Annotated in this window: 9 protein-coding genes; 8 read left to right on the top strand and 1 reads right to left on the bottom strand. The window is 64.9% G+C overall.

All coding sequences use genetic code 11. From position 1 onward, the window contains the following. The first annotated feature begins 8 nt into the window (after positions 1-8). From J1G37_RS11710 to J1G37_RS11675, 8 genes are read left to right on the top strand one after another with little or no spacing between them, the layout of a single operon-like run. Positions 9-2,000 carry an exopolysaccharide transport family protein gene (locus J1G37_RS11710; RefSeq protein WP_207041842.1) on the top strand — a complete coding sequence of 664 codons (1,992 nt, stop codon included), beginning with the start codon at positions 9-11 and terminating at the stop codon, positions 1,998-2,000. Further along, positions 2,000-3,190 (top strand): glycosyltransferase, encoded by a 1,191-nt coding sequence (locus J1G37_RS11705; protein WP_207041840.1) that lies wholly within the window; start codon positions 2,000-2,002, stop codon positions 3,188-3,190. Before J1G37_RS11710 ends, J1G37_RS11705 begins: the two co-directional genes overlap by 1 nt. Continuing rightward, positions 3,180-4,508, top strand: coding sequence for a cellulase family glycosylhydrolase (locus tag J1G37_RS11700; RefSeq protein ID WP_207041838.1), 1,329 nt, complete (start codon positions 3,180-3,182; stop codon positions 4,506-4,508). Before J1G37_RS11705 ends, J1G37_RS11700 begins: the two co-directional genes overlap by 11 nt. Positions 4,509-4,515: 7 nt before the next feature. Next, positions 4,516-5,733: a glycosyltransferase family 4 protein gene (locus J1G37_RS11695; protein ID WP_207041837.1), complete on the top strand. Its 1,218-nt coding sequence runs from the start codon at positions 4,516-4,518 to the stop codon at positions 5,731-5,733. Further along, entirely contained in the window at positions 5,724-6,827 is a 1,104-nt protein-coding gene (locus tag J1G37_RS11690; RefSeq protein ID WP_207041836.1) for a glycosyltransferase family 1 protein, read from the top strand. Before J1G37_RS11695 ends, J1G37_RS11690 begins: the two co-directional genes overlap by 10 nt. Positions 6,828-6,829: 2 nt before the next feature. After that, positions 6,830-8,257, top strand: coding sequence for an O-antigen ligase family protein (locus J1G37_RS11685; RefSeq protein ID WP_207042053.1), 1,428 nt, complete (start codon positions 6,830-6,832; stop codon positions 8,255-8,257). After that, positions 8,257-9,666 carry a lipid II flippase MurJ gene (locus J1G37_RS11680; protein WP_207041835.1) on the top strand — a complete coding sequence of 470 codons (1,410 nt, stop codon included), beginning with the start codon at positions 8,257-8,259 and terminating at the stop codon, positions 9,664-9,666. The genes J1G37_RS11685 and J1G37_RS11680 overlap by 1 nt, the downstream gene beginning before the upstream one ends. A 35-nt stretch (positions 9,667-9,701) precedes the next feature. Beyond that, positions 9,702-10,736, top strand: a complete 1,035-nt coding sequence (locus J1G37_RS11675) for an acyltransferase family protein (RefSeq protein WP_207041834.1) — start codon at positions 9,702-9,704, stop codon at positions 10,734-10,736. 204 nt (positions 10,737-10,940) lie between these two features. Here the strand turns inward: J1G37_RS11675 and J1G37_RS11670 are convergent, their stop codons facing one another. Beyond that, on the bottom strand, positions 10,941-13,304 hold the full coding sequence (locus tag J1G37_RS11670; RefSeq protein ID WP_207042051.1) for a TonB-dependent siderophore receptor: 2,364 nt from the start codon (positions 13,302-13,304) through the stop codon (positions 10,941-10,943). Between the last annotated feature and the right edge of the window lie 70 nt (positions 13,305-13,374).

Below are 13,374 nucleotides of genomic sequence, written 5' to 3'. Positions count from 1 at the left end.
GACATCCCATGATCGAGATCCGTTCTTTTCGTGATCTTCTGCGCCTGTTCTTCATCTTCCGCCGTGAGTTCAAACTGGCGGCGATTGCCGCGTTGGTGATCATCCTGCTCGGCGCGTTCCTGCTGCCGGCCAAGTACGAATCCACCGCGCGCCTGCTGGTCAAGCCGGGGCGCGATTCGACCTTGCCGATCGAGATCAGCAACCGCCAGGCGCTGGTGATGCCCAGCACCCAGCGCGACCCGATTGTCGATGAAGAACGCCTGCTCACCGGGCGCCCCATCGTGCGGGCGGTGGCCGAGCACTACCTGGAAGTGATCGAAAACGCGCCGCCGCCCGAAGGGTTCTGGAAGCGCACCAAGCACTACGTCAAGGAAGGCATCGGCGCCATTTTCGGCGGCGTGCGCGTGGTGCTGGAAACCGTGGGCATCGTCGAAAAAACCACCCCGGTGGAACGCCTCGCCGCCAGTTTGGAAAAGAGTTTTGAAGTGAGCCACGCCGCCGGCTCCACGGTGATGGACATCAGCTTCACCTGGGGCGACCCGGAAATTGCCCAGGCGGTGGTCAAGGATTGGGTCGAGACCTATATCAACGAACGCACCCAGGCCCTGGGGCGCAAGAGCCTCTACGTGTTTTACGAAGGCCAGGTCGCCACCAGCGCCACCGAGATCCAGAGCTACAAGCAGCAGATCCTCAAGCACCTCAACGAGATCGGCGCGGCGAGCATCACCGATCGCCTGGAAGACTTGTCCGAGCGCATCAACGTGCTGCGCGGCGAAACCTTCAACACCACACGCTTGATCGCCTCTTCGGACAGCGCCATTGCGAGCACGCGCACCCAGCTCAAGACCCAGCCCAAGGAAGTCACCACGGTGCGCCAGATCGCACTGAACCCGCAGCAACAAGACTTGCGTCGCCTGCTTAACCAGAAGCTGCTGGAAAAGGCCGACATGATGCGCACCTACACCGACAACGCGCCGCCGGTGAAAGCCCTCGACGCGTCGATCCGTGCGATGCGCGCCGAGGTTTCCAGCGAAAGCAACACCGTGCAAGCCTCGGAAAACCGTGCGCCAAACACCCTGGAAATCCACTTGCAGCGCGTGCTGCTGGATGAGACCAGCAACAACCAGGCGCTGCGCACACAGCTGGTGCAACAGCAAAAACAACTGCTCAACCTCGAAGACCAGCGCAAGCAAGCCCTGGAGATTGAACCGGAACTGGCGCGCCTGGCCCGCGAGTTGAACACCACCGAGCGCAACTACGCGCTGTACGTGGACAACCTGGAAAAATCGCGCATCGACCGCGAGCTCGACAACAGCCAGATCAGCAACATCGCCGTGATCGAAGAAGCCACCCTGAACCCTGGCCGCATCTTCCCGAAAACCCTGGTGATGCTGTTCCTGGCGATCCCGTTTGCCATCGTCGTCGGCTTGCTGGTGATCTACCTGTGCTACCTGCTGGACCAGCGCATTCACGACGGCGGCCTGGTGGAGCGCAAGTTCGGCCTGCGCCTGTGGACCACCCTGCCGGAGCTGGACACCAGCACCGTGCAAAGCACCAACGCGTTCCACGCCAGCATCTACCGGCTGTACAGCCAGCTCAAACCCGACCGCATCGCGCAGAACGGCCTGACCCTGGGCCTGACCTCGGCACGACACGGCGAAGGCGTGACCTTTGTCGTCGAGCAGCTGCGCCATCTGCTCCTGGAAAACGGCGTCAACGTGCGGGTCGGCGGCCTCGTCCCGGCGGAGCCTGGCGAAGTGGTACTGCTGGATGCCTCGGGCCTGCTGGACAACCGCGACGCGTTTGTCACCCTACGCCGCGCCGACCTGATTGCGCTGGTGGTGGAAGCGCATAAAAGCACGGTGCCGGTGGTGGAACATGCGCTGTCGATCCTCAATACCGCGTTCGGCAAAGTGGACGGCATCATCATCAACCGGCGCAAATTCGAAGTGCCGGCCAAGGTGTTGCGCACCATCGCCAAATACCGGGGGGCGTTCTGATGCGCATCGCCCTGCTCGCTCCCTTGCCGCCGGAAAAAAACGGCATCGCCGACTACGCGAACCATTTCAAGACGGCGTTGGAGCAGTTGGGCGTGACGGTGGCGACACCGTTGACCGGCGTGGATGGCAACAGCGCAGCGATCCAGCAGGCCATCGCCCGGTTCGACTGGCAGCGTGTGGACCTGGTCCACGCCGAGCTGGGCGGTGGGCGCCTCGGCGAATTCCTCGCCCTGCGTGAATTGCGCCGGGCCCATCCAGGCCTGGCGCTGACCGCCACCGTGCATGACCCGGAGCGCATGGTCTGGCGCCGCGAACACCTGCCCTTCCCGCTCAACCTGTTGGAGCGTTTGCCCAGCCCGTTGCCGCAAGCAGCGGTGGTACTGGCCGACCCGTTGACCTTGCGCGAAGAACGCCACGTCGCCCAAGGCCTGACGCGGCTGATCACCCTCACCCGCCTCGGCGCCGACTGCTTGAGCCAGCGCATGCAATTGCCGGCCGGCAAGGTCGCGGTGATCAACCACGCCAACCTGGCCATCGCGCCTGTGCCGTTGCCGGCGCTGGACACTCTGCACCTGCTGTACTTCGGTTTTATCTACCGGGGCAAAGGTATCGAAGACCTGCTGCAAGCCCTGGCCGATGTGTTCAAGCAAGCCCCCGAATTGCGTGACCGCGTGCGCCTGACCCTGGCCGGTGGCACCGCCGCCGAAATGGCGTTTGGCGCGGGCGGCAATTACCTGGAGCAGTTGAACAGCCAGATCGCCGCACTCGGCCTGACCGACGCCATCGACTGGCGGCTGAACCTGCCGGCGAGCGAGATTGCCCAGACGATCCAGGCCCACCATGTGATGGTGCTGCCGTACCGCGAATCGAAAAAACTCGGCCTGCTGGGGCGCCAGCGCGGCACCAGTGGCGCGCTGTCCTGGGCCGCCGCGTGCGGGCGCGGGGCAATCACCTCGGATGCGCGGGCGTTTGCCGAAGAAGTCGCCAGCGGCAACGGCGCGATCTATACCCAGGGCGATGTACCGGCGCTGGCAGCGCAACTGCTGCGCCTGGCACGCACGCCGGCGCTAGCCCGGGACTGGGCCGAACGCGCCGGGGAAATCGGCCGCGAACGTCTGTGGCCGTTGACCGCGCAGAAATTCAAGCAGCTCTTTGAACAGGCGATTGCCGGAGCCCCTTATGGCGCGTAAACGCACGTACCTCGCGACCCTGGCCGTGGTCGCCGCCTTGGGCCTCACGGCCTTTATGTGGGGGCGCCAGGCCGACGCCGAGAACCATGTGCTCAAGGGCAACAAGGTCGTGGTGTGGAAGGATTTCCTCGGGGTGAACGCGCAGTTCCTGTGGTTCGCCCCTGCGCGCTATCAAATGCAGATCGACCGCCTCAAGGCCCTGGGTCTGCAATGGGTGCGCCTGGATTTGCACTGGGACCAACTGGAGCCGGTGGAGAACCAGTACCAGATCGCAACCCTCGATCAGTTAGTCGGCAAGCTGCAGGACAACCAGCTCAAATCGGTGTTCTACCTGGTGGGTTCGGCACCCTTCGCCACCAGCGCGCCGGTCGGTGCGCCGTATCAGGACCAGTACCCGCCCAAAGACCCGAACGTGTTCGCCACGCGCATGGCGCTACTGTCCCAGCGTTACCCTAGCGTCGATGCCTGGCAGGTGTGGAACGAGCCCAACCTGCTCGGCTTCTGGCGCCCGGTGGCCGATCCCACAGGTTTTGCCGCGCTGTTGACCGCCACGGCGGGGGCCTTGCGCGGGGTCAATCCGAGCAAGCCGGTGGTTGCCGCCGGCATGGCGTTCTTCAGCGAAATGCCCAACGGCCAGACCATGTTCGATGCCCTTGGCGCCCTTGGCGTGGCCAGCCTCAACACAGTGATTTCCTACCATCCCTACACCCAACTGCCGGAAGGTAACGACCCGGCGAACCTGGACTTTATCGCCAAGACCAGCGCACTCAACACTGCCCTGCGCAACGGCGGCGTGCAGACCCTGTGGAGCACCGAATGGGGCTGGTCCACCTACCCCGGGCCGAAGGACGCGCAAGACCTCATCACCCAACAAGGCCAGGCCGACTACGTGCTGCGGCGCCTGGCGCTGATGAGCGCGATGGATTTCGACAAGATCTTCCTGTTCACCTTGAGCGATCTCGACCAGCGCGCCAGCGTGCGCGATCAGTACTACGGTTTGCTCGATATCGACGCCAACCCCAAGCGGGTGTACACCGCGCTGAAAAACTTTCTCGACTTCAGCGGGCCCAGCCTGAGCCCCGGCGACCCACCGCTCGCCGACCAATTGCCCGACGGCCTGTTCAGCATCGGCTGGACCCGCGCCGACGGCCACAAGCTGTGGTTCTTCTGGTCGGCCGCGGGCGGCAACGCGCATTTGCCAGGCCTGGCCAACGCCACGCTGTACGACCCGCTGCTCGGCACGCAAACCCCGCTGACCGGCACCAGCGGCCTGACCGTGACGGTCAAGCCGACCCTGCAAATTCTGTTATGGGATTGACGCGGCCATGCGCATTTTATGGATCCTGCCCTACTCACCCTGGCCCGCCACCAGCGGCGGCAAGACGCGCCAGTTTCACCTGCTGCGCAGCCTCGCGGCGCGCGGGCACCAGATCACCTTGCTGCTGCATGACAAACACCCGGTAACGCCGGCCGACCGCCAGGTGCTGGAGGCGTTTCTCGAGCAATTGATCGTGCTGCCGCGCCGCCCGCTGCGCAGCGCCAAAACGTTGCTGGCCGGGCTGTTCGCGCCCTACCCGCTGCTGGCCAGCGTGAATGGCCTGTCGGGAGAGTTGCAGGACACGTTCGAGTGGCTGTTGGGTGAACAATGGGACGTGGTGCAGATCGAACACAGCTACAGCTTCCAGCCTTACGAAGATGCGCTGGCGCGTAACGCCCAGCCGTTTGTGCTGACCGAGCACAACGTCGAGTCGGCCCTGGGCGCCGCCACCTATGACCGTTTGCCGCGCTGGGCGCTACCGTTCATTCGCTACGATCAATGGCGCTATGCACGCTGGGAGCGCCGGGTCATGCGCCAGGCCACCCAGGTGGTGGCGGTGACCGAAAGCGACGCCGAGGTGCTGGAAAAGATCGCCGGCAAACGGGTGCCGGTGGTGGTCAACGGCGTGGATTGCGATCACTTCGCCAAGGCCCGTCCCGACCCAACGAGCCGCCGCGTGCTGTTCCTCGGCAACTACGAATACGCGCCGAATGTGGACGCCATCGAGTGGGCCCTGGATGAAATCCTGCCCAAGGTCTGGGCACGCTGCCCCGATGCGCGCATGAGTGTGTGTGGCTTCGGCATGCCCGCCAGTTGGCGCACGCGCTGGCCAGACCCGCGCATCGAATGGCAAGGTTTTGTGCCGGACCTGCTGGCGTTGCAATCGAGCAGTTCGGTGTTCCTCGCCCCGCTGCGCCATGGCGGCGGCTCCAAGCTCAAGGTCCTCGAAGCCCTGGCCGCCGGCCTGCCGCTGGCCAGCACCGCGCAAGGGGTGTCGGGCCTGGACCTGGTGGAAGGCCTGGACTACCTCGGCGGCCAGACCGCCACCGCCCTGGCCGATGCGGTGGTGCGCCTGCTGCAATTTCCCGAAGCCGCCGCGCCCATGGGCGAAGCCGGCCGTGCTTATGTGCGCCGCGCCCATGACTGGAGCGTCGCCGCCAGCCAGTTGGAGCAGGTGTACGCCAGCCTCGCGCCGGTCAAACACAAGGAGCCCGCATGCGTGTAGGCCTGGATTACCGCACCGTCGGCACCTCGCCGCAATCGGGGATCAGCCGCCAGGTGTATGCCCTGGAAAACGCCCTGCGCACGCTGCCGGACCTTGAGCTGGAGCGTTTCACCGTGGCGCCCCTGGGCGATGAAACCCGTTTGCAGGCGCATTGCCCAAGCTGGGGCTGCGCAAAAACCGCAATGCACCAACCGCAGAATCGCCTGCGTTTCGAGGCCGGCTTTCTGCCGCGTGCGCTGCGCGAGCAACACATTGACCTGTACATCAGCACCTTCAATATGGGCCTGCCGCTGCCGCCCAAACCCAAGGGGTTGCGCAGCGTGGTGCTGTTGCATGACCTGTTCCAGATCACCTTGGACAACTACCACGCCAACCGCCTGAAGGCGCTGATCTACAAGACCAGTGATCGCCTGTCGATTGCCTATGCGGTGCGCAGCGCCGACCGCGTGTGGACGCCGTCGCAGTACAGCGCCGATGAAACCGCGCGGCTGTTTCCCGGCGCCAAGGGCAAGATCCGCGTGCTGCCCAATCAGGTCGATGGCTTTGCCGGATTGCCCGCCGACCTCAGTGCGCGCCAACTGCCCGAGGGTTATTGGCTGCTGGTGGGCACCCGCGAATTGCGCAAGAACGTACCGTTCCTGGTGGACGCCTGGCAGCAGGCGCGGCGCCAATCCAACGAGGTGCCGGAGCTGGTGCTGGTGGGCAGCCTCGACCATCTGCCCGAGGCCCAGCGCACGCTGCCGGGGATTCGCGCCTTGAGCGGAGTGTCGGATGCCGAACTGCATGCGCTGTATCGCCAGGCCTCACGCCTGTGGCAACCCTCCTACGCCGAAGGTTTCGGCTTGCCGGTGATCGAGGCCCTGAGCGTCGGCACGCCGGTGGCGGTGGCCAGCGGCACCTCGCTGGATGAAATCACCCCGCCGACGGCGCCGCGCTTTTCGCCCACCGATGGCCCGGCGCTGGTGCAATTGATGCTAGAGCTGGCGCAGCGCAGCGCCGAAGATTCGGCGGAGCAACGCCGCCTGTGGGCTGAGCGTTACAACCCTGGCGCCTATCGCCGCCGCCTGGCCGACCTGATCGAGGAGCTCAAGTGAGAATAAACCTGGCAAGCCTCGTCCCCATCCTCTTCGGCGTGCTGTTCGGCGCGCTGGCCTTGTTGCTGTCACCGGCCAAGGCATTTGTCGCCGTGATCGGCCTGGCGGGCGCGTTGACCATCCTGCGCTTTCCGCTGTGGGGCCTGCTGCTGTTTGCCCTGGTGGCGACGTTCATGCCGTACTCCACGGTGAACCTGGGTATCCGCACCACCGTCAGCGAAGCGATCCTAGCGCTGACCTGGGGCGCAGTGGTGTGGCAGCGATTTTTGTCGCGCATGCCCGAATCACCGCGCTTCACGCAACGCCCCACCGACCAGATGCTGATGTGGCTGATGCTGTTCAGCGTGTTCCCGTTTATCGTCGGCCAGGTCATCACCCACGCCGACAGCAGCGGCCTGGCCAACTGGCTGCGCTGGTTGCTGAACCTGTCGGGCGTGTTCCTCGCGGCCAAGTTGCTGGGGGAACGCAAGCACCGCGAAGCGCTGGTGATCGCCTTGCTGTTGGGCAGCCTGGCGATGCTGGTGCTGTCGATCGCAGTATTTGTACGCACGCGCTCGGGGGCCGGGATTGCGCCGATCCTGGCGCTGTTCAACTACGCCAACTTCGACACACTCAAGTTCGGCCTGGAAGCCATGTCTTCGCGCATGGGCTCGCCGTGGACCCACCCGAATGCCATCGGCGGGATCATGGCGCTGCTGCTGCCGTTGGCGTTCTGCTACGGCATGACCGAGCAAGGCTGGAAGCGCGGCCTGGGCCTGAGCGTGGCGTGCCTGGGCGCGGCCGCGCTGCTGTTGGCCAGTAGCCGTGGCGCGATGGTCAGCCTGGCGCTGGTGCTGCTGTGGATGGCCACGCGCCGCGTGCCGTACACCGGGCGCCTGCTGATGATCGGCGCGGCGCTGACCGTGGCGCTGGTGCTCGCTTATCCGCCGTTGCAGGACCGTCTGGCAACGATTTTCTCGTCGAGCAACGCCAGTACCGAAGTGCGCTTCGATGAATACCGCATGTTCCCGCAGGCGGTGGCGGCGTATCCGCTGGGCATTGGCTTCAAGGTCGATCCACCGGTGCCGGGCACGCAGTTGCTGGGGATCTCCAACCTGTGGCTGAACTACATCTACAAGATCGGCATTCTCGGCATGCTGCTGTTTGTCGCGGTGACCGTGCGCTGGTGGCGTGAGGCGCGGCCGGAAAAAGGCCCGATCCGCCTGACCAAGGACAACGCCCTGTGGCTGGGGACCACGGCGGGGATTCTGGCGGCGTTGGTCAGTGGCTTGTTTGACCACTACTTCAGCTTTGCGGTGGTGATGGTGGCGCTGTTCTGGCTGATGGTGGGGATCAATGTGCTGGAGGCGCGGCGGTTGTTTCCGGCGCGGTTGCCGCAGGTCAAACACGTCGCGGCGCCCGGGCCGTTGCTTGATGGCGTGCACCCCTGATGCTCGGCTCTGCCGTCTGGCTCACCGTGGCGACCTTGCTCGGCTTGTGCCTGGGCTTTGCCCGCGAATGGTTGCTGGTGGCGGCGTGGGGCGCGGGTGAGCGCAGTGATGCGTTCCTGATCGCGCTGTTTTTGCCCGAAGCCTTGCGCATGTCCCTGGCCGGCGGCGTGCTCAGCGCCGCCGCGCTGCCGCTGTACCTGCAACGCCAGGACGGCGAGCGCCTGAGTTGGCTGGCGGTGTTGTTTCCGGCGTTGCTGCTGATCGCGCTGGTGACCAGCCTGTTGCTGACGCTGCTGGCGCCGTGGCTGGTGCAACTGCTCGGCCCCGGGTTGGCGGCAAGTGCCACGGCGTTGGCGGGCAGCAATCTGCAGATCGTCGCGTGGTGCGTGCCGGGATTGATGCTGCATGCGCTGTTCAGTATTCCGTTGCAGGCCAGCGAGCGGTTTGTGCTGGCGGGGTTGGGCTCGTTGCTGTTCAACCTGCCGCCGGTGACCTACCTCGCCCTCGCCGGCACCGCCACGCAACCGCACACGCTGGCCCTGGCCTGCCTCGCCGGCAGCCTGTTGATGCCGCTGGCGCTGCTGCCGTCGGTCTGGCGCCAGGGCTGGCGGCCGTGGCGTTGGCAGCTGTCGCTGGCGCCACTGCGCGAGCTGGGCCAACGCATCGGCCCGCTACTGTTGAGCAACGGCGCCAGCCAGGGCTTGGCGCTGATCGAGCGGCTGGTGGCGTCGCTGCTGGGGGAAGGCGCGGTGACGTGGGTCAACCTCGCGCGCAAGCTGATGAACCTGCCGCTGATTGCGCTGATGAGCCTCAACCAAGTGCTGCTGGGCATGATGAGCCGGCGCCAGGGCGACGAGCGCCTGGCCCTGCTCAAGCGCGGCCTGGAAACCGCCAGCGTGCTGACCTTGCCCGCCGGTGTCGGCCTGGTGGCGGCGGCCCCGAGCCTGGTGGCGTTGCTGCTGCCCAGGCAGTCGGCGGATTCGCCGCTGCCGCTGCTGCTGGCGTGGTTCGCCGTGCCGCTGGTGTTCGGCGCCTGGAACGCGTTGCTCGCGCGCTACGCCTACGCCGCTGGCGACACGCGCCAGCCGTTGCGCTGCGAATTGCTCGGCAGCCTGGTCAACGTGCTGTTGCTTGGCGCGCTGCCGTTTATCTTCGGCCTGGCGGGCATTCCGCTGGCCGCGCTGGCCGGGGTGCTGTGCACCGCGCTGCTGCTGATGCAGCGCCAGTCCTTGCTCGCCGCCCTGCCCTGGGCGCGGCAATGGCTGCTGAGCACACTGTTGCTGGGCCTGGCGGCGTTGCTGCTGTTTCGGATTGACGGCGTGTGGCTGCAACTGGGGCTGAGCACCCTGGCCGGCGCCGTGGTGTTGCTGGGCATGGGGCTGTGGCTCAAGCCATGGCGCAAGGCATAAAGGAGGAAGGTCGAGTGAAACATCGCTGGATTCAAATGGATATCGCCAAAGGCATCGGCATCCTGGTGATCGTGTATGCCCACAGCTGGTTTGTGGCCACGTCCCTGGACCTGATGTACCCGATCCTCGCGTCGTTCATCCTGCCGTTGTTCTTCTTTTTGTCGGGCGTGCTGTTCAAGCCGGAACAGCCCTTTGGCGAGATGGCCGTGCGCAAGGCCGACGGCCTGCTCAAGCCGTTTTTCTTCACCATGCTGGTCTACGTGATCGTGCGCGATGTGCTGCGCGGGCAGCCGTTGCTGCCGGATATCGGCGGCGTGCTGTATGCCTCGGTGGACACCATCCCGTGGCAGGCGCTGTGGTTTTTGCCGCATTTCTGGGTGGCGATCCTGTTCAGCTGGTGCGTGCTGCGCCTGATCCAACGCCTGCCGTTGGCGCTGAGTTGCGTGCTGACCGCGCTGATTCTGGTGGTGGGCACCTGGATCCTGCCGTGGTTCTGGCAACTGCCGGTGACCGTCGGCGAACGCACCTGGGTGCTGCCCGGCTTGCCGTTCAGCCTGGACGTCACACTGATCAGCGGCGCATGTTTCATCCTCGGCTACCTGCTGCGGGACTGGCTGCGCCGGCATGAGGGTTCACTGCTGACGCTGGTGATATCGGCGGCGCTGTTTGCAGCGGTGTTCCTCTGGCGCGGTGACACCATGGACCTGGCGCAACGGCGTTATGACCACTGGTTGTGGACCAGCCTGCTGGCGGTGATTGGCATGTACCTGTGCTGGGCGTTGGCGCGGGTGCTCATGGTCTCGGCGCTGCTGACGCGGGCAATGACCTACATTGGCCAGTCCACGTTGATCCTGTTGATCTTCCATGGCGAGATCCAGCATAAGACCTTCGATCTGATGGAGCGCTTGGGGCTGCCTGCGTTTGTGGCGGCGTGCATTGGCTTGGTGGTGGCGGTGGTGGCGCCGTTGCTGATTGGGGAAGTGATCAAGCGGGTGGCGTTCTTGCGGTTTTTCTACTTTCCGTTTCCGGTGCGCAAGAAAACGGAGACCCCGACTCCAGCACGCAACTGAACCCAAATGTGGGAGCGGGCTTGCCCGCGATGGCGATGTGTCAGTTAGTAAAAGGCTGACTGATACACCGCTATCGCAGGCAAGCCAGCTCCCACAGGAGGGTGGCGGTGTGGCCAGATTCTCAGTCTGGCGCAAATCCAGATGTGGGAGCTGGCTTGCCTGCTCCCACATAAGCTCACTCTGACTTGGGGTTAGGCGCTCAGATCAGAAATCGTATTTGATGCCTGTCATCAGGTTGCGCGGCGCGCCATACATGCCGTGGTTGCCGGCATAACTCAGGTACTCGCGATCAAACAGGTTATTGATGTTCACCGACGCACTCAGCTTGGGCGTCACGTCATAACGCACCAGCAGGTTGGTCACCGCATAGCTGCCCTGGCTGAAGGTGTGCAGGTCTTCGCCGACCTTGCTTTGCCAGTTCACCCCGCCGCCAACGGTGAACTTGTCCAGCGCGCCCGGCAGGCGGTAAGTGGTGAAGGTCTTCAGGCTCTGGCGCGGCAAGGTGGTGACGATGCGGTTGTCATCGGCATCGGTGCTGACGGCGTAGGCGTAACCCGCAGAGGCTTGCCAGCCTTCGGCCAATTCACCGTTGAGTTCCAGCTCGACGCCTTCGGTGGTGGTGCCCTTCTCGTTGCGGTAGGTGTCGCCGCCCGGGGTGTCGATCCAGATCGCCAGGTTGTCCTGTTCCAGCTTGAACAGCGCCAGGCTGGTGTTGAGTTTCTCGTCGAAGAAGCTGCCCTTGAGCCCCACTTCATAGCCCTTGCCTTCCATCGGCGGCAGGGCCTTGTTGTTGATGTCATGCACGCCCATGCCCTGGGGGTTGAAGATCTTCGTGTAGCTGGCGTAGGCCGACCAGTTGTCGGTGAGGTCGTACACCACCCCGGCGTAGGGGATGTAGACGCCGGTTTCCGATTCGTCGGTGCGGGTCTCGGTGCCGCCGTAAGGGCTGGTGACGGTGTCACGTTTCCAGTCGATCACCCGGCTGCCGAGGATCAGGCTCAGGTCATCGGTGACCCGCAGGCGGGTGCTGAGGTAAGCGGCGTACTGGCTTTCATCCACCGAGGATTTGCCGGTGACGTCGAACGCCGGCTTGGCCGAGTTACCGTCCCAGTTGAACAGGTTGTCGATGGCGCCAGCGGGTGAACCGGAATAGGCGTAGTTCCAGCCGCCGTGGCTCGGCACGCTCTCGCGGTATTTGGATAGGGTCACGCCGGCGATCAGCTCGTGCTCGCGACCAAGCAGGTTGAACGGGCCGGTGGCGTACAGGTCGAGGTTGTCCTGGCGCGGCGTACCGGAGAAGCGCACCGGCAGTTGGGTGGTGCCGCTGCCGTCGCGGTTGAGGCTGCCGTTGACGTAGTTGAAGATTTCGTCGAACTGGTTTTCGGTGTGGGTGAACTCGGCCTTGGCGCTCCAGCCGCTGTCGAACTTCTGTTCGATGGCGGTGAAGAAACTGGTCTGCTCATGGTCGTTGTAGGACCACGACGGCGCGGTGTTCAGCGAGCGGCTGAGGTTGCTGCGCGAGCCGTCGGTAAAGCGCGTGGGCAAACCGGAACGGGCCGGTGCGTCGACGTCGGTGCGCAGGTAGCTGAAGCCCATCGTCAGCAGGGTGTCTTCGGTCAGGTCGAACTCGGTGATGCCGTAGAGCAGTTGGCTTTCTTGCTTGTAGCGGTCGATCCAGGAACGTTCGGTCTTGTAGTCCGCCACCAGGCGCCCGCGCACGTTGCCGCTCTCGGTCAGCGGGCCGGACACGTCAAGGCCGGTGCCGTAGCGGTCCCAGTTGCCCGCCTCTGCGGTCACGCTGGCACGGGCCTCGGCGGTCGGGCGCTTGCGGATCAGGTTGATGGTGGCCGCCGGGTTGCCCATGCCGCTGATCAGGCCGGTGGCGCCGCGCACAATCTCGACGCGGTCGTACATGGCCATGCTTTGGGTGTAGTTGTCCATGCGCGTGGCGGTGGGCACGCCGTCGATCTCGAAGTTCTGGATCTGGAAGCCACGGGAGAAGTAACCATCGCTTTCCGAGCCCTTGCCATCACGCAGCACGATGATGCCGGGGGTGGCGTCGAGGGTGTCGCTGAGGTTGATCAGACGCTGGTCGTCGAGGCGCTGGCGCGTCATCACGGTGAGCGATTGCGGGGTTTCCCGTGGGGTCAGGTTCAGGCGCGTCGAGCTGCTGGACGACTGCGTGGTGTAGGAACCGGTGCCTTCGGTGGTCGAACCCGGCGCCTTGCCGGAGATGGACACGGTGCTCAGTTGCAAGGCGCCGCCCGCCGGGCGTGGTTCCAGCGAGTAGTTATTGCCGCTGCCACGCACGGCTTGCAGGTCGCTGCTACTGAGCAGGATTGCCAGGCCGCTGTCCAGGTCATGGCGCCCATGCAGGCCGGGGCTGGTCTTGCCGTCGGTGAGCGCCGCCGGGTAGGACAGCAGGATCTGGCTGGCCTGGCCGAACCGGTTGAGTGCGCCGGCCAACGAGCCAGCCGGGATGTCGAAGTCCCGCTGCTCCGCCGCCTGCACCCAGGCCGACGCCAGCAGCAACGGCGTGGCGACCGTGAGCGTGGCGATGCCTTGCATGACCGCAAGGGCCAGTGAAGTTTTCAACGTTGTGCGTGGCTGCATGCCTGTTTCCCCAGTGAAGGTAGTG

The sequence above is a fragment of the Pseudomonas sp. Marseille-Q1929 genome (assembly GCF_017316265.1).
Taxonomy (GTDB): Bacteria; Pseudomonadota; Gammaproteobacteria; order Pseudomonadales; family Pseudomonadaceae; genus Aquipseudomonas.
The sequence above is the reverse complement of the archived record's forward strand: the minus strand, read 5'-3'. Positions and strand labels throughout refer to the sequence as shown.